The sequence below is a fragment of the Chitinophaga filiformis genome (assembly GCF_900102545.1).
Lineage (GTDB): Bacteria > Bacteroidota > Bacteroidia > Chitinophagales > Chitinophagaceae > Chitinophaga > Chitinophaga filiformis.
Genome location: NZ_FNBN01000003.1, coordinates 436,118 through 453,991 on the forward strand (window position 1 = coordinate 436,118; position 17,874 = coordinate 453,991).

The 17,874-nt window shown below is 45.7% G+C and carries 13 protein-coding genes; 11 read left to right on the forward strand and 2 right to left on the reverse strand.

Annotated elements, in window-relative coordinates; genetic code table 11:
• Nucleotides 1-32: 32 nt before the first annotated feature.
• The 4 genes from BLR32_RS14050 to BLR32_RS14065 all read left to right on the forward strand — a co-directional run bounded on the left by BLR32_RS14050 (nt 33) and on the right by BLR32_RS14065 (nt 4,626).
• A complete protein-coding gene (locus BLR32_RS14050; protein ID WP_089832793.1) occupies nt 33-947 on the forward strand; it encodes an RraA family protein in 915 nt (304 codons plus the stop codon).
• A 31-nt stretch (nt 948-978) separates the two neighbouring features.
• Nucleotides 979-2,025: a bile acid:sodium symporter family protein gene (locus BLR32_RS14055; RefSeq protein ID WP_089832794.1), complete on the forward strand. Its 1,047-nt coding sequence runs from the start codon at nt 979-981 to the stop codon at nt 2,023-2,025.
• 212 nt (nt 2,026-2,237) lie between these two features.
• Nucleotides 2,238-3,275: a sugar phosphate isomerase/epimerase family protein gene (locus BLR32_RS14060; protein WP_089832796.1), complete on the forward strand. Its 1,038-nt coding sequence runs from the start codon at nt 2,238-2,240 to the stop codon at nt 3,273-3,275.
• A gap of 142 nt (nt 3,276-3,417) precedes the next feature.
• Nucleotides 3,418-4,626, forward strand: coding sequence for an NAD(P)/FAD-dependent oxidoreductase (locus BLR32_RS14065; RefSeq protein WP_089832799.1), 1,209 nt, complete (start codon nt 3,418-3,420; stop codon nt 4,624-4,626).
• Nucleotides 4,627-4,652: 26 nt separating this feature from the next.
• Here the strand turns inward: BLR32_RS14065 and BLR32_RS14070 are convergent, their stop codons facing one another.
• The gene (locus tag BLR32_RS14070; RefSeq protein WP_089832801.1) at nt 4,653-5,441 is read right to left on the reverse strand and encodes a FecR family protein; all 789 of its coding nucleotides are present in this window, start codon (nt 5,439-5,441) and stop codon (nt 4,653-4,655) included.
• 209 nt (nt 5,442-5,650) lie between these two features.
• Here BLR32_RS14070 and BLR32_RS14075 point away from each other — a divergent pair, with 209 nt between their 5' ends.
• The 3 genes from BLR32_RS14075 to BLR32_RS14085 all read left to right on the forward strand — a co-directional run bounded on the left by BLR32_RS14075 (nt 5,651) and on the right by BLR32_RS14085 (nt 8,308).
• On the forward strand, nt 5,651-6,829 hold the full coding sequence (locus BLR32_RS14075; RefSeq protein WP_089832803.1) for a proline dehydrogenase family protein: 1,179 nt from the start codon (nt 5,651-5,653) through the stop codon (nt 6,827-6,829).
• Nucleotides 6,830-6,981: 152 nt separating this feature from the next.
• A complete protein-coding gene (locus BLR32_RS14080) occupies nt 6,982-7,776 on the forward strand; it encodes a thymidylate synthase (RefSeq protein WP_089832805.1) in 795 nt (264 codons plus the stop codon).
• 37 nt (nt 7,777-7,813) lie between these two features.
• On the forward strand, nt 7,814-8,308 hold the full coding sequence (locus BLR32_RS14085; RefSeq protein WP_089832807.1) for a dihydrofolate reductase: 495 nt from the start codon (nt 7,814-7,816) through the stop codon (nt 8,306-8,308).
• Nucleotides 8,309-8,598: 290 nt separating this feature from the next.
• On the opposite strand, the gene dnaG is transcribed toward BLR32_RS14085, so the two are convergent.
• On the reverse strand, nt 8,599-10,578 hold the full coding sequence (dnaG, locus tag BLR32_RS14090) for a DNA primase (protein ID WP_089832808.1): 1,980 nt from the start codon (nt 10,576-10,578) through the stop codon (nt 8,599-8,601).
• 393 nt (nt 10,579-10,971) lie between these two features.
• On the opposite strand from dnaG, the gene BLR32_RS14095 reads away from it, so the two are divergent.
• The 4 genes from BLR32_RS14095 (at nt 10,972) to BLR32_RS14110 (ending at nt 17,729) form a co-directional block, all read left to right on the forward strand.
• Nucleotides 10,972-11,562, forward strand: a complete 591-nt coding sequence (locus BLR32_RS14095) for an RNA polymerase sigma factor (protein ID WP_089832810.1) — start codon at nt 10,972-10,974, stop codon at nt 11,560-11,562.
• A 99-nt stretch (nt 11,563-11,661) separates the two neighbouring features.
• Entirely contained in the window at nt 11,662-12,642 is a 981-nt protein-coding gene (locus BLR32_RS14100) for a FecR family protein (protein WP_089832812.1), read from the forward strand.
• A gap of 87 nt (nt 12,643-12,729) precedes the next feature.
• On the forward strand, nt 12,730-16,137 hold the full coding sequence (locus BLR32_RS14105; RefSeq protein WP_089832813.1) for a SusC/RagA family TonB-linked outer membrane protein: 3,408 nt from the start codon (nt 12,730-12,732) through the stop codon (nt 16,135-16,137).
• Nucleotides 16,138-16,148: 11 nt separating this feature from the next.
• A complete protein-coding gene (locus tag BLR32_RS14110) occupies nt 16,149-17,729 on the forward strand; it encodes a RagB/SusD family nutrient uptake outer membrane protein (RefSeq protein ID WP_089832815.1) in 1,581 nt (526 codons plus the stop codon).
• The last annotated feature ends 145 nt before the right edge of the window (nt 17,730-17,874 follow it).

Sequence of the window (17,874 nt, forward strand, 5' to 3'; positions counted from 1 at the left end):
ACAGGTTTTATTCTTCATTCAAATACTGATACATGAAATTCTTTTATTTCCTTCCATTACTGTTGCTGTCCTGTTGGTTACGGGCGCAGACAATTTCCAGGGAGGAACTGATCTTTCTTACAACAGAGTGGAAAGGAGAACGTTTTGCTGACGGAAGGCCGAAGATCCCTGATGCAGTTATTGAACAGGCACGTACTGTGAGCCTGGATGATGTGTGGACCATTCTTGAAGGAGAGGGGTACCATTGTCAGTTTGACGGTGGCTGGAAAATGATCTATGATAACAAACCTATTGTGGGCAGAGCAGTAACAGCGATGTTCATTCCTTCCCGTCCTGATGTGGAAGCGCATATGAAGGAGAGGGGGCAGCAGAAAGGTTTTAAAGGGAACAGTAATTCATGGCCTATCCAGCAGTTATCAAAAGGTGATGTGTACGTGGCGGATGGCTTTGGCAAAATAGCCGATGGTACGCTGATAGGTTCTACACTCGGCAATGCTATTTATGCCCGTTCAGGTAATGGTGTGGTTTTTAATGCCGCTGCGCGCGATCTGGAAGGGCTGAAGGAGATCGATGGGTTTAATGCGCTGGTGCGGGATTGGGATCCTTCTTTCCTGAAAAATGTGATGTTGTCAGGTTTGAATGTGCCGATACGTATTGGCCGTGCGGTAGTGTTGCCGGGCGACCTGGTGCTGACTTCCAGTGAAGGGGTGATATTTGTACCGGCACACCTGGCAGAAAAAGTGATCGGTATTGCCGCATTCATACAGGTGAAAGACCAGTTCGGATTTGAGATGGTGAAAGCCGGGAAATACACGCCTGGTGAAATAGATAATAACTGGACAGACGCCATCAGGGAGGCATTCCTGGAATGGCAGCATAAGCAGGCTGGCAAAAAGCCTATGACCCGCCAGGAGCTGGATAAGATGCTGGAGAAAAGAACCTGGTGATTATTTTTAAGTATTAAACTATTTCCACTTTATGACAGCATTACTCCCCGCCGCCGGGCCTTTCATCATTGCATTCTGGGTCATACTGGCCATACTTTGTTCAAGAAGGGCGCAAACGAAAGGTTTTGTGTATACGCTGACCATCTTTGCAGCCGTTACAACCGCAATGTATTATCCCCAATACTTTCTGACTGTGGGAGGCTATGACCTTTCAAAACTTATTACACCGCTTATCCAGATTATCATGTTCGGGATGGGGACTGCCATGAGTGTACGTGATTTCTATGGTGTGATCAAAATGCCAATGGGTGTTTTTACAGGTGTGGTATGTCACTTTACTATTATGCCCTTTGTAGGTTGGGGGCTTGCTCACCTGTTCAATTTCCCGCCTGAAATAGCGGCAGGTGTGGTACTGATCGGTACCGTACCCTGTGGTATGGCATCCAACGTAATATCCTACCTGGCAAAAGCCAACCTGGCGCTGTCGGTTACCCTGACGGCAGTTTCAACTATGATGGCGCCTTTTGTGACGCCTTTCCTGATGCGGTGGCTGGCTGGCAGTTATGTGGATATCAGTGTGACGGCGATGATGTGGGACATCTGTAAGATTGTGATCCTGCCGGTAGCAGCGGGGCTGCTCTTCAATCATTTCCTACACGGAAAGCTGAAATGGCTGGATAATATTATGCCTAAGATATCTATGTCGGCCATTGCTTTTATTATCGTTATCATCACGGCTAAAGGGCGTGAAAGTTTGCTGGACGTAGGTATACTGCTGATTTTATCATCACTCATTCACAACCTATCAGGGTATACACTGGGCTATTGGCTGTGCCGTCTTATCAGGATGAATGAGCAGGATTGCCGTACGATAGCAATTGAAGTGGGGATGCAGAACGGCGGACTGGCAACGGCCATTGCAAAGAATATGGGGAAGATCGCTACCATTGGTCTGGCTCCGGCTGTATTTGGTCCCCTGATGAATGTAACCGGCTCTCTACTGGCTTCCTGGTGGCATAGACATCCGCCGGAGGAGGCCAATGAAAAAGCCGTCCAGCTTGAAGTTGAACGGCTTTAGTTTATCATTTATAATGTAACAACAGTGATGTTGTACATCAACGAGGTGGAATATATAAATAAAGACAAACGGGGAATTACAGTGTCAAGTGGAAATCAAGATAATCACAAAATGTGAAAAAACTATTCTTTTGAGGTAATTTTTTGCAGTTTTTTTCTGAAGGTATCTACTTTGACCCATAAAATTGTATTTTGTTATATAAAACCACGTATATGAATAATCCTAAACAACGCAGGGAATTCCTCAGGCAGATGGCATTGTACACCATGGGGGCGGGCCTTTTACCCTCCGTCCTGGCAGCCTGTAATACCGGCTCTTCCACGAAGGAAAGCAAAGACAGTACCAACACCAACGCCGGACAGGCAGCTGCTGATAAAACAGCAAAGGATCTGTTCTTTAAGATATCCCTGGCTGAATGGTCTTTCCACGAGGCTATATTCGGAGGAAAACTATCACATCTTGACTTTCCTGTGAAAGCTAAGAATGACTTCGGGATTGAGGCTGTTGAATATGTAAATCAATTCTTTAAGGATAAAGCAACGGATAAGGCTTACCTGGCCGATCTGAAGAAACGTTGCGCCGATAATGGTGTACGCAGTGTGCTGATTATGATCGATGGTGAAGGAGAAATGGGAGATATGGACGTGAAGAAAAGAGTGAAGGCAGTGGAAAATCACTATAAGTGGGTGGAAGCGGCAGAATACCTGGGTTGTCACGCTATCCGTGTAAATGCAGCAGGAGAAGGCAAACCGGATGATGTAGCTAAGGCAGTTGCAGAATCGTTGACTAAATTGTCAACATTCGCCAATACACATAATATCAATGTGATCGTAGAAAATCATGGCGGCACTTCTTCCAATGGTAAATGGCTGGCAGGTGTCATGAAGCAGGTGAATATGCCTAACTGTGGTACCTTGCCTGACTTTGGTAATTTCTGTATAAACCGTACCAAACCTGTAGACAATACGCCACAGGGCTGGGCAGCTACGAAATGCCTGGAGGAATATGACCGCTATGAGGGCGTAACAGAATTAATGCCTTTCGCAAAAGGTGTTAGCGCCAAAACACACGATTTTGATGCGGAAGGTAACTGCGTGGAAACAGACTACCGCAAAATGTTGAAAATAGTAAAGGATGCCGGTTATACAGGTCATATCGGTATCGAATATGAAGGCGCTAAACTTTCCGAAGAAGAAGGTGTGCGTAAAACACTGGAGCTGCTGAAGAGAGTAGGTGCAGAACTGAGCTGAGAAAGCAATAAGTAAACAAGATATCAGGAGCCAGGAGCAATAATGTTCCTGGCTTTTTCATGTAGCCTGTATACGCTGAATAAATGCCGGGTTTGTCCCGGTATAATAATTGGATGCTCATACTTAACTAAAGCATTGCCCCTTGGATCTTCATGCTGGTTATCCTTATTCATTGGTCAGATATGGACTGCCGTTTAACTATCCCCGCCTGGATCGCGATGTGCAGACTGACGTATTGATTGCCGGAGGTGGTATTTCGGGTGCGTTGGCAGCATATTATCTTACAGCGGCAGGCATACCGGTTGTTGTGGCCGACAGTCGTACGATAGGATTAGGCAGCACCTGTGCCAGCACTTCATTAATACAATATGAGATAGATGTACCTCTATGCCGGTTATCAGACAAAATAGGAGAGAAGAATGCGGTTGTAGCTTACCGGCTCTGTTATGAATCCATAGCCGTGCTGGAAGAGATCTGTAAAAAGATAAGGGCACCCTTTTTTGATCGCAGGGATAGTCTGTTCCTGGCCTCTTATAAGAAAGACCGGGAATGGTTGAAGAAAGAATATGTGCTACGTAAATCATTGGGTTTTGATGTTGCATACTGGGATGAAGCAACAGTAAAAGATAAGATGGGCTTTGCCGCTCCGGGTGCTATTTATTCTGGTATGGCTGCACAGACAGATGCTTACATGCTGACTCATTCACTACATCAGTATAATATAAAAAAAGGAGCAGCAGTGTACGACAAAACTACTGTTGTGGATATTGCCCATCAAAGGAATGGGGTTATTGTTAAGACCTCAGAGGGGTACAGGATCAATGCAAAATATCTTATCATAGCTACTGGTTACGAGGCCTCGCAATATATCAGGGAGCCCTTGCTTACACTGCACTCTACATATGCTACGGTCAGTGAAAGTATTCAGACTGATAGTTGTTGCTGGCATAACAACTGCTTGATATGGGAAACCAAGGATCCTTATCTCTATATGCGTCGCACGAAAGATAATCGCATACTGGTAGGAGGAAGGGATGAGTATTATTACAATCCTTCCCGGCGTGATAAACTGATCAGCAGAAAAGGCAGGAGCCTTCAAAAAGACTTCAATAAGAAATTCCCGCATATCCGCTTCGTACCTGAGTTTCAATGGACGGGTACCTTTATTTCTACCGCCGACGGACTTCCTTTCATTGGTAGTTATCCGGCTATGCCACGTACTTATTTTGCGCTGGGCTTCGGTGGCAATGGTATTACGTTTGCCCAGATAGCGGCAGAAATACTGACAGCAATGATACTGGGAAAGAAGAATACTGTACAGCAGCTGTTTGCTTTTGGAAGAGGGAAATGAATCTTCGTCTATTCATTACCTTTTGCTCAAAAACGAATGGTCACCTTATTTTTGTTGATTTTGTAATCAAACTTTGCTGTCTGCCGGATCTCTTCCAATACTTTCGTTAAGGACGCCTGATGGAATTCCCCATTGATCCCTCCGGCGGCTGATGGATCTCCTTCTACATAGATTTCTGTACTGTACCATTCCTCCAGTTTACGAACGGCATTCATAAACGGTTCATCGTGGAAAATGAGTTTATCCTGTAACCAGATCGTCATTTCGATTGGTTGATAGGTTTCTTTTTCCATCAGGTCTATTTCTTTATTAGCCAGTACCATATTGCCGGGGCCAAGCATTTCCGGTTGATCGTCCGTTTTGGAATGATAGGACTTGCTCACCTTTACTTCGCCACTTAAGACGTAGGCAGTTGCACCCTGTTGTGATTCAAAACACCGCATTTTGAAGCCTGCAGGTTTTGTAACGGTCATGGTCAGGATGTTCGTTTTTACAGTAAGCGGATAAGCAGTGGAATCGAAGTAAGCTTCTCCGTCCAGTAACAGTATATGGCTTTTAGCGAAATCAGCCGGTACGAGAAGTTTGGTATTGCTGTTCAGGATAACAGGTGTTCCGTCTGCTAAAGAGATCTTTTTACGTTCTCCCAGTACCCCTTCGTAAGTAGTGTAGGTCTGTCCTTTTTCACGAATGGAAGACAGGACCTCCTTTGGACTCCGTAGCAGGAATACTGCGAGGAGGGCAATGACACATAGTACAACTATAACAATATAAAGCGATTTGCGACCTGACCTGGTATTAGCTTGCTTAGTAGGCACTGGGAATGTTTGGTTTTGATGAAGGGATAAAATTAAAGAAAAAAATATAGGACGGAAGTTTTGTTGGGTTTAAATAAAAAGAAATTCACAGGTGTTCTGTTTAATTAAAGAAGACTTTTGTTTGAGGTTTTCAAAACCACTGTGAACAGGTTGTTGTTGTTGTCAGATCGTTTTTGTGGGAATCTGTCGGCATACTAACTTTGCGGCCCATGGAAAAGCAGCTATCATTATCATTTGAGAATACCGCCATAGCTTTTGAATCAAAGACGGACAAGGCATTAAAAAAGGCTGACTTCCTGTTTAGCAGCATTGGCAAGCCCTGGTTGGTGAAATTAGGGGCTACGGTAACGCCATTGGCGCTGAAACTGGGATTGCCTATTAAAGGACTGATCCGTAATACCATTTTCAGCCAGTTTTGTGGAGGAGAAAGTCTGCAGGAAGCAGCAGCCGCAGCCACTGTGTTAGGGAAGTTTCACGTAGGAGTAGTGCTGGACTATGGGGTGGAAGCCATGGAAGGGGAAGAAAACTATGATCACGCTGTACCTGAATTCATCCGCGCTATCGAATACGCGGCAGGTAATCACAATATTCCGTTCATTGCTATTAAAGTAACCGGCTTTGCCCGTTTCAGCCTGCTGGAAAAGATCCACAGCGGGGAGACACTGACGCAGGAGGAAGTGGCAGAATATGGCCGTGTAAGGAACCGTATTCTATCCATTGCCACTGCAGCTGCCCAGCACAAGATAGGATTGCTGATAGATGCAGAAGAGTCCTGGATCCAGCAGCCGGTAGACGACCTGGCAGATGAGCTGATGGCACAGTTTAATAAAGAACAGGTAATTGTATATAATACGTTCCAGATGTATCGCCATGACAGGCTGGCTTTCCTGAAGAAATCCTTCGAAAAGGCACAACAGCAAGGATACCTGCTGGGAGCCAAGCTGGTAAGGGGCGCCTATATGGAGAAAGAGCGTAAACGGGCAGAAGAGATGGGATATCCTTCTCCGATCCAGCCAAATAAGGAAGCAACTGACAGGGATTATGACGCTGCTGTGAGATTCTGCATGGAACGTGTGGATAAACTGGCTGTATTTGTTGGTACACATAATGAACAGAGCAGCATGCTGGCGGCCAGCCTTTTACATCAGCAGGAACTGCCGCATGACCATTCACATGTCAGCTTCTCCCAGTTGCTGGGTATGAGCGATAATATCACCTTCAACCTGGCCCATGCCGGTTATCATGTTTCCAAATACCTGCCTTATGGTCCGGTGAAAGATGTAATGCCGTACCTGCTGCGCAGGGCACAGGAGAATACTTCCATTTCCGGACAAATGGGACGGGAACTGGGATTGATCCGCCGGGAAATGAAGCGGAGAGGGATATAGGGATTATCCTAACACAAGTCATTCGTAGATATACACTGCGTTTCATAACAGTCAGACTACTGTTGTGAAACGCATTTTTGTGTTGAGGCTTATTGACATCCGGTGAATAATTCATTCGGTTGAAGTAAGGACAAATTCGTTACTTTGCTCCCATGGAACAATACCTTCAATTACTCCAACATATTATAGATCAGGGAGCTGTGAAAACCGACCGGACTGGTACCGGTACCACAAGCTGCTTTGGTGCACAGTTAAGATTTGATCTGCAGAAAGGATTTCCGCTGGTTACTACAAAAAAACTGCACCTGAAATCCATTATTTATGAGCTGTTATGGTTTCTGAACGGGGATACTAATATTAAGTACCTGAAAGACCATGGAGTAAGCATCTGGGACGAGTGGGCGGACGAAAATGGAGACCTGGGCCCTGTTTACGGCAAACAATGGCGTAGCTGGGAAACAAAGGACGGCCGTGTCATTGACCAGATCAGCGAAGCAGTAAAGACCATTAAGAACAATCCGGACTCCCGCAGGATCATTGTAAATGCCTGGAATGTGGGTGACCTGCCTGATATGGCATTAAGTCCCTGCCATTGCCTGTTCCAGTTCTATGTGGCCAATGGCCGACTGAGCTGCCAGCTTTACCAGCGCAGCGCAGATGTATTCCTGGGAGTACCTTTTAACATTGCCTCATATGCTATCCTCACCATGATGATGGCGCAGGTATGCGACCTGGAGCCGGGAGAGTTTATCCATACATTCGGCGACGTACACCTTTACAGCAATCATATGGAACAGGCTAAGCTGCAGCTGAGCCGTCAGCCGTTTGAACTGCCTACCTTGAAGATCAATCCGGCAGTGAAAGATATTTTCGGCTTCAAATTTGAAGATTTTGAGCTGTTGAATTATCAGCATCACCCGCATATCAAAGCGCCGGTAGCTGTATAAAGGATGGTACTTATTCTGAATCTTAAATGTTTACTACTTGACACTTTCTATAATAGTTGCGGCTTCCGAAAACAATGTAATCGGCATCAATAATCATCTACCCTGGCATTTACCGGTTGATATGAAGTATTTTAAGGACACGACGATGGGTAAGCCTATTGTAATGGGGCGTAAATCTTTCGAGGAGTTGGGACGCGTGCTGCCGGGAAGACCTAACATCATGATCACCCGCCAGCAGGGTTATACTGCTGAAGGCCTGTACGTGGTACCTTCCCTGGAAGCAGGTATTGAAAAAGCGAAGACATTCGGAACAGAGGAAATCTTCATTACCGGCGGAGGTGAGATCTTTAAAATGGCGCTTCCCATTATAGACAGGTTGTATCTTACACGTGTGCACGCAGAAGTTACCGGCGATACTTATTTCCCCGAGTTTGATCCGAGAGGATGGAAGCTGGTGAAAAATGAGCGTCATGAAAAAGATGAAAAGCATGCGTATGCGTTGACCTTCCAGGTCTGGGAAAGAGAGAAATAAAACACCTCCAAATAGGAGATTGTAATAAAGAAAAAGGGGCTGACTGTCTGACAGTCGGCCCCTTTTTTATACATAACCGTGAATGCGTTTTTTGTCTGAAATTTTGATAGTGCTTCTTCGACGCTAAAAGGTCGCTTCTTCGACGCTTGTTCGACCGATATAGGAACAAGGATTGTTATCGTATCCCGGATACGCCGGAAATCCTACCTAAGTTACTGATTTTTAATTGTATATTCTCATTTGGCAAGAAATAAAATGTCCGGATCCACCAGGTGTCATTTTGGCGCAAATTATTTGAATACAACCGTTCCGAGCCCCTTTGTCAACTCGGATTCCAGTTGTTTCAGGTGAATATTCATCTGCATACACTTGATCTGCTCATCCATTTCGGTAGACCGTTCTAATTCCTGTTGATTTTCAATGATCATTTTACGGATCTTCCTCAGAATGAGATAGTTGGTCGTAGAGATCGTATCCTTCAGATAGGCATTGTCGCCATAAACTGTATCTATCTCGAATTTGTCCTTCCAGGCAGTACTCAGTTCAGCTTCTTTATCTTCCATAATAGCCACCACCATACTCGCAACATCCTGGTCACTATGATAAAGGAACCATTTTTTATCGGGCAGGCTATCCTGGTCGTACATGTCTTTGTATTCCCTTAAGATCCTTTTTACCAGTTCATTGTCTGCCAGCGATTCAAAATCGTAAGGGAGATGGAAGATGTAGTCGGCCACAGAGCTTTTATCTTCCTCACTGAAAGGTTTGTCGCCGAAACGCAGCAGTATCTTTATCAGTTCCCTCTCCTGTTTCTCATCCGGATTGAAGAAGTTAACAGCCGGCTCTCCACCATTCTCCATGGCCTCCATGGCGGCAATAGCTTCCGGAGAGAGGTCATCGTCCATAGGTGGAGCGGCAGCGGCATTATCCCTGGCCTGCTGGTTCTCTTTTTTCTGAAAACGCTCACGGATGAACTTATTCACCAGGTTAATTAATCCCTGCTCATCGATTTTCAGTACCTGGCTGCACTGGCGGATATAGTCCTGCTGACGGGTAAAATCTTCCGTTTTGTCGATCTTGGAGATAGTCTCCGCAATCTCATTTACGAGCTGTGATTTACGGTTGCTGTCATTACCTGCATCCTGCATGGAGATCTGCAGTTTGAACAGCACGAAATCCTGTTTATTACTGGCAATAAACTCACGGAAGGCATCTGCTCCTATCTTCTGTACATAGCTATCGGGGTCTTCCTTATCGGGAATTAAAACCAGCTTTACGTTCAAACCTTCCTCGATTGCCATATCAAGCCCTCTCAGGGCGGCCTTGATACCGGCATTATCCCCGTCGAAGAGGATGGTCAGGTTGTTCGTATATTTTTTGATCAGCCGGAGCTGGTGTTGCGTCAGGGAAGTACCACTGGATGCCACCACATTCTCAATGCCCGCCTGGTGGAGGGAGATCACATCTGTATATCCTTCTACCAGCAGACATTCGTTCAGTTTGTCAATGGCGTGCCGGGCGAAGTAGGTACCATACAGTACTCTGTTCTTTACATAGATCTCGTTTTCCGGTGAGTTGATGTATTTGGGGGCGCGGTCGTTCTTGACAAGAATACGCGCACCAAATCCCAGTACCTTACCACTCTGGTTATGGATAGGAAAGATCACACGGCCACGGTAGTTGTCTCCCGGCTGCTCATTCCTGACGGTGACCAGTCCCGTCTTTTGGAGGTATTCCAGGTTATAACCTTTGCCCAGGGCTGCTTTAGTAAAGGCATCCCAGGTATTCAGGCTGTAGCCCAGCTGGAATTTACGGATGGTCTCCTGGGTAAAACCACGCTCTTCGAAGTAGCTGAGACCTACGTTCTGACCTTCTTCGGTATTAAAAAGGGTATTGGAAAAGTATTCACGGGCGAAGCTATTGATGATGTAGAGGCTGTCTGCCATCATCTGCTGCTGTCTGGCTTCAGGACTTACCTCTGTTTCCTCAATAGGTACATCATATTTCTGTGCCAGCCAGCGTAAAGCTTCCACATAGGAATACTTTTCATGTTCCATCAGGAACTTGATGGCATTACCGCTCTGGCCGCAACCGAAACATTTGAAGATTTCCTTGCTCGGGGTAACAGTGAAGGAGGGCGATTTCTCGTTATGGAACGGACACAGCCCTAAGTAGTTGGCACCCCGCTTTTTAAGTTTCACGAAATTGCCCACTATCTCCACAATGTCAATCCGGCTGAGTATCTGTTGTATGGTATTCTGTGAAATCAATGGCGCTTAATTCAGACTGCAAACTTAAATAAATTTCAGCGCTTGACCGGGCTGCCATCATACATTGTTGCCCGAACCCCATCTGCAGGGCTGATACACTACTGAAAAAAATAGTATTGCAGGGACTGAGCTTTCAGCGTTGCCCGCGGAGTTGCCACCGGATCGTTATTACCAATAACAATACACGTAAAGTACCGTTGATGCTGCAATAGACAGTGCTGCCTGATAGTATTATCGGAAGGATCTTTTTCATTCAGGATAGATGATGTTAAAAAAACATCTCCCTTGGATAATTTACCATTTATTTAAAATAGTATCATGATCTAATTTTAGACAACACGTTTTAAAAAAACTAAAACAGCACTTACAAAGAGGGGGATCTGAACAGTGTCCATGCATATTGTTAATAATGATCAACAGCTGGCTGCACGCCTACGCGACGGTGACCACAACGCTTTTAAAGAATTATATGCTGCCTATCATCAGCTATTATATAGCACAGCGTGTAAATATCTGAAAAGCACCACTGCTGCGGAGGATGCTGTACACGAAGTATTCGTGAAGGTATGGCTGCACCGTGAAGAGCTGGACCCTTCCCAGGGGGTACGCAATTTCCTCTTTAAATGCCTCAAGTTCCACGTACTGAACCTTATACGCGACCATAAACGCAGTTTGTCCAAGCAATACGAACTGGTATATAATGCCAGCAGTGAACACCGCGACGCCGAATCTACCGTTATCTTTAATGACTATCGCAAAGTAGTGGACCACGCCATTAACAACCTCTCTGCCCAGAAGAAAAAGATCTTCCGCCTACGCTCCTACGAAGGACTCAGTAACGAGGAGGTAGCCCGGCAACTGGGATTGTCCATTAATACTGTCAAGTTTCAGTATGCACAGGCAAGCAAGGCCTTGAAACATGCATTAAAGATCATGATGAGTGCATTGCTTGGCCTGGCCTTCATCATTGTTATCTTTTCCTGAAATTTTTTTTCAACGCATATAATACTTTTGATTTTCTCCGGTGTAGTATTATATAGAGCGTAACTTTTCATTTGTCATATTTTCATCGTAATCCACATTATGGAGCAATTCGACCAAAGTCTGCTGCATAAATTTCAGCTTAACCAATGCACCCCTGAGGAGTATGAAAGGGTACTGGAATGGTTTACCACTCCTGCGGGAAGGGAATACCTGGATACTGTTATGACGCAGGATCTTGATACGGCAAAGCCGGATATCATGATGTCCTCATTACAGTCGGAGGAGCTTTACCAGCGTATCTTGGATACTACCGGTCAGGAACAATCACATCATCGCAGGCCAGGTTGGTTTACAGGTCTCAAAGTGGCTGCTATACTATCTGGTACTTTAATGCTTGCTTACGGTGGATGGAGAGTTTATAATCATCATCGCAACACCATTATTCAGACAGCTTATGGGGAAGTACGCACTGTAGTCCTGCCGGATCAGTCGGAAGTTACCCTGAATGGTAACAGTACCCTGCGTTATGTCAACAACTGGGAGGGTTCCGGAGATCGGGAGGTATGGATTGAAGGAGAGGCATTCTTCTCTGTAAAACCATCAGCCGTACCCCGTTCATTCCAGGTACATACTGCCAGTAAAATGAATGTGGAAGTACTGGGTACCACTTTTAACCTGGTGGACCGTCACGGACGTATGCAGGTAGTACTGAATAGCGGAAAGGTGCGTCTGCACAGCAGCCGGACGCCGGAAGAAACAATCATCATGCAACCGGGAGATCTGGTGGAATACAAAGAACAGGTACGTACAAAGGTGAAGAACCATATCAATACACAGCGTTATTCTTCCTGGAAAAGAAACAGTCTGCAATTCGAAAATGCCAGCTTTGCTGAATTGGCGCAGCTGTTGGAAGATACTTATGGCGTATCTGTAGAGATAAGGGACACTTCATTATTACATCAGGAATTTACGGGTACAGTGCCCAGTCAGCAAATGGACATGCTGCTGGACGGACTTTCACAGCTTTTTCACCTGAAAGTTAGCCACGTCAACAATACCGTTATTATTGAGAAAGACTAATTAGAAAAACAATGCAGTACATACTGCAGACCGGTGTACAACGGAATGCAGGGACCGCAGCAGAGGTAATCACTCAAATTTAAATGTATGAACAAGTTCATTAGTGCCTTTATGGCTGCTATGGGCATGGCATGTTATTGCAGTATGCCGGCAGATGCGCAGGACCTGGCAGCGCTGGGTAAACCTGTCAGCCCCTTCGAAAGATCACAGACTAAATCTTTGAAAAATGTGCTGGATGGGCTTGAAGTAAAATACAATGTACACTTCATGTACAAGAGCAATCTCGCAAAATTGCAATTGTCACGTGTTGAAAACAACAAAACATCTTCCCTTGAGGAAGAACTGAAGAGTATCATCACTCCCAATAAACTCCGGTATAAAAAGATGGGAGAGGGCTTCTATATCATCTACTCACAGGATGATGAACCCACTGAGGCGCCTCCTGCCGGTAACCGGGAAAACACCGCTTCACAGGTACAGTCAGTGATGAATGCAGCGCCTCTTGCTGCTCCCGCTGCGATCACTGTAAAAGGTGTGGTGACCGACGATAACGGTCAGCCTTTGCCAGGTGTAACGGTACTGGTAAAAGGTACGTCGAATGGTACTTCCACGGGTGTTGACGGTTCCTGGTCATTACAGGTGCCGAATGAAAATGCCGTGCTGGAATTTTCCTTCATCGGTTATACCAAACAGGAAGTAACCGTCGGCGGCCGCACGACCATTATGGTAAAAATGACGCAGGATGTTACCGCTATATCAGAAGTGGTGGTAGTGGCATATGGTACGCAGAAGAAAGTAAATGTTACCGGTGCCATTGCTGCTGTAGATGGTAAAGATGTGAACTGGAAACCGGTGGGACAGGTATCTGCTGCATTGCAGGGTGTGGCTTCCGGTGTGACAGTTACTACCAGCAGCGGCCAACCTGGTTTAGACCAGGGTACAGTGCGTATCCGCGGTATCGGTACACTGAACAGCAATGATCCGCTGGTACTGGTAGATGGTGTGCAGATGAACATGAATGATGTGGACGCAAATGATATTGCCTCCATCTCTGTACTGAAAGATGCGGCATCTTCTGCTATCTATGGGGTAAGAGCTGCAAATGGTGTGATCCTGATCACTACCAAAAGAGGCGCTTCCGGTAAAGCAAAGGTGAATTATTCCAACTACTTCGCATGGCAACGTCCGGCCCGTCTGGCTAAATACGTGGGCGCGAAAGACTTTATGAAACTGGTCAATCTTACTGCTGCCAACTCTGGTGGAAATCCTACCTATTCTGATGCGCAGATAGCTGCCTACGACGACCCTAACCGTAATAAAGATCTGTACCCGGACAACTACTGGCTGGATGATGTACTGACAGGTAGCGGATTTCAGCAGGAGCATAGTCTCGGTGTATCCGGTGGTACTGAAGATGTGAAATACCGTTTCTCTACCAACTACTTCGATCAGAAAGGTCTGATCTCTAACATGGACTTCAATCGTCTGACTGTTCGTCTGAACACGGACATCAATATCACGAAAAAGCTCTCCTTCAGCGCAGACATCGCAGCCAGACTGGGTGACAGGCAGGAGCCACAGGGTGCGTCCGGTTCCGCATGGTATCAGTTCGGACAGGCTGCTGTTGTGAACCCTCTTTCTGTCAATAAATACTCAGATGGTACCTGGGCGCTCGTAAGAGGTGGGCAAAACCCTATCCGCCTTCAGGAAGAAGGTGGCCTGTACCAGTATAAAAGCAATCTCTTTACCGGCAACTTCAAAGCTGTTTACAACCTTGTAAAAGGCTTAAAGCTGACCGGCCTCGCATCCGTTAACTACCGATCAGACTATAACAGTTATCACGAGAAAGCACTGACTTATTTCACAGACTTCCCTACCAATGAAAAAACATTGACCCTGGGACAGAATACTGTAAAGAAGGCTTATCAGGGCTATTGGTTCAGGAACTATCAGGGACTGGCAGAATATACACACAGCTTCGGCAAACACAACTTTACATTATTAGCGGGTGCTTCCCGTCTTACAGAAACTACTGATGACCTCAGCGGTTACAGGTCAAACATGCCTAATGGCAATATCGAGCAGATAGATGCGGGAGCTGCCGCAGGACAGATTGCTACCGGTAATACCACTGCGTATTCACTGGTATCTTTCTTCGGCAGATTGAATTATTCTTTCAATGATAAATACCTGTTTGAAGCAAACCTCCGTCGTGATGGTTCTTCCCGTTTTGCAGACGGTCAGAGATGGGGCATGTTCCCTTCTTTCTCAGCCGGCTGGCGTATCTCATCAGAGAGCTTTATGCAGGATGTGAAGTTCATCAACAACCTGAAGCTGCGTGGTTCATGGGGTGAACTGGGTAATGACGTGATCTTTGATGTGAACAAAACAAGCGTTAACTACCCTTACCAGTCAGTATACTATTATAACAGTTATCCATTTGGTGGTACGCTGAATCCTACTGCAGGTATTCAGACTTATCCGAACTCTGGTCTGACATGGGAATCTACTGTAATGACCGATGTAGGTGTGGATGCGACAGTGTTCAGGAACCTGGATTTTTCCTTTGATTACTATAAGAAGAATACAAAAGATATCCTGCTGTATCTGCCTATTAATCCTTCTGTCGGTCTGGATCCTTCCGCACAGAATGCAGGTAAGGTAAGGAATACGGGATGGGAAGTGTCGCTGAACTATCGTGGAAAGCTGGGTGAACTGAACTATAATGTAGGTGGTAACCTCTCCGATGTGCGTAATGAAGTGGTGGATATCAAAAATACAGACGCTATCAAGAGAGATAACAATTTCGTTTATACAGGTCTTGTTGTAGGACAGCCTATCAATGGCTTCTATGGTTACCAGGTGGAAGGTATCTTCCAGAATGCACAGCAGGTAGCAGGACACGCTACACAGCCGTTCCCGACTACTGGTCCCGGCGACTTCATATACAAAGATCAGAACAATGACAAGCAGATCAAGGAAGCATCTGTGAGTAACGGTGGTGATATGGTGTACCTGGGTAGCAATATCCCAAGGTTTACATATGGTATCAACCTGGGGGCTGACTATAAACACTTCGACCTGACTGCTTTCTTCCAGGGAGTTGGTAAAGTAGCTATCAATACACTGGCAATAGAAAGAGCGCCTACTTCCAATGATGGTAACTTCAGGGAGGAACATCTGAATAGCTGGACGCCAACAAACATGGGCGCTGCTTTCCCAAGATTACTGAACACTACACAGAACTATCAGTCTTCTTCCTATTGGGTAAAAAGCGGTGCTTATGTGCGTTTGAAAAGTTTGCAGCTGGGTTATACTTTACCTGATCATATCATGAAACGTTCCGGCTTTGACAGGTGCCGTGTTTATGTAAGCGGACAGAACCTGTTGACGTTCTCTTCCCTGCCAAATGATATTGATCCGGAATCACCAAACGACAGCAGGTATTACCCTCAGGTGAGAACATTCACCTTCGGATTAAATGTTCAATTTTAAACTAAGTGGCCATGAAGAAATTTGCAATTATATTCACTTTCGCGGGTCTGGCAGCAATATCCGCGTGTAAGAAAACACTGGACGAACAGCCCCAGTCTGCTGTGAGCCAGGATGATTACTGGAAGACAGAAGCTGATGCTATCAATGCTGTAAATAACTGTTACCGCCGTTTGGGAGATGTGGACAACCGCATATTCATCAGCTGTGCTACAGACGATAGCTATTCCTGGAGCGACTGGCCCAGTGATGTAAGATTAGTAGGCAATGGTAGTGCATCTATAAGCACCGGTATGTTTGCCAACTTCTGGAGCAACCTTTATAAAATGATCGCTTCCTGTAATGATGTGCTGGATAATATAGACAGGGATAAAGCATTGTCTGATTCCCTGAACAGACGTCTGAAAGGAGAGACCCGCTTTATCAGGGCTTATGCATATCAGCAGCTGACCGGATTGTATGGTGATGTGATACTGAGAACAACAACTCCCGCGATAAACGAGTTTAAAGACAAACGTACGTCCCGCGCTGAAGTAGCAACATTTATTGCAGCAGAGCTGGATTCCGCTGCTAAATATCTGCCTGTTACATATGATGCAAACAATGTAGGCCGCGCTACCCGTGGCGCTGCATTAGGTCTGAAAGCACGTGTATTGTTGTATGAAGGTAAATATGCAGAAGCGGCCGAAGCAGCCAAAGCAGTGATAGACCTGCATGCCCATGCGATTGACAATGACTACGTAAGCCTGTTCAATGGTACTAATAAAAACAGCTCAGAGATCCTGTTGTCTGCCCGTTATGTAAAAAGTACCCTGCCTAATGCAATTGCAACATGGGTAGGTGGTCCATCTATCGGTGGATGGTCGCAGGTAGTGCCATTGCAGTCACTGGTGGATGCTTATGAGTGTACTGATGGGAAGACCATAGACAAATCATCGTTGTATGATCCTGCACATCCTTATGATAACCGCGACCCTCGTCTGAAGCTGACGGTAGTAGTGCCAGGTGTACAGGTGAATGGTATCACGATCGATGTGACAAGTAAAACCAGCCTGGATGCATTGAGTAAGAACAATGCTTCTTTCACCGGGTTCTATTACAAAAAATATGTACCTGCTGATATCCAGGGTAACTGGGACAGTAACTCTTACAATGACCTGGTATTGTTAAGATATGCAGAAGTACTGCTGACTTATGCAGAAGCTAAAATTGAGCTGAACCAGATTGATGCAAGCGTGTACGATGCTATCAACCAGGTTAGACAGAGACCGGGAGTGATGATGCCTCCGGTAACAGCGGCTGACTACCCAAGCCAGACAACACTGCGTGATGCCGTACGTCGTGAGAGACGCGTAGAGTTCCCAATGGAAGATAATCGTCTGTTTGACATCCGTCGCTGGAAGATTGCTGCAACGGTGATGTCAGGTCCGGTATATGGTATTCTGAACAACTACGATCAGACGAGAAAGGATTATGGTCAGCATGTACTGGTAGAACAGCGCAGCTTTAATGCAGGCCGCGACTACCTCTGGCCGGTACCACAAAGCGAAACTTCATTGAATCCGAACGCCTTGCCTAATAACAGTGGCTGGTAAATAATTTTCCGGTATCATTAAGGCCGGTTATGCTTGAAGAAAGAACCGTCTCAGTTATCTGGGACGGTTTCCTTTTTTATACAATATTGTCCTCTTTCGCTGTAGAGAAGCCCTTTAACTTTTTCTTAACTCAGGCTGTGTAACA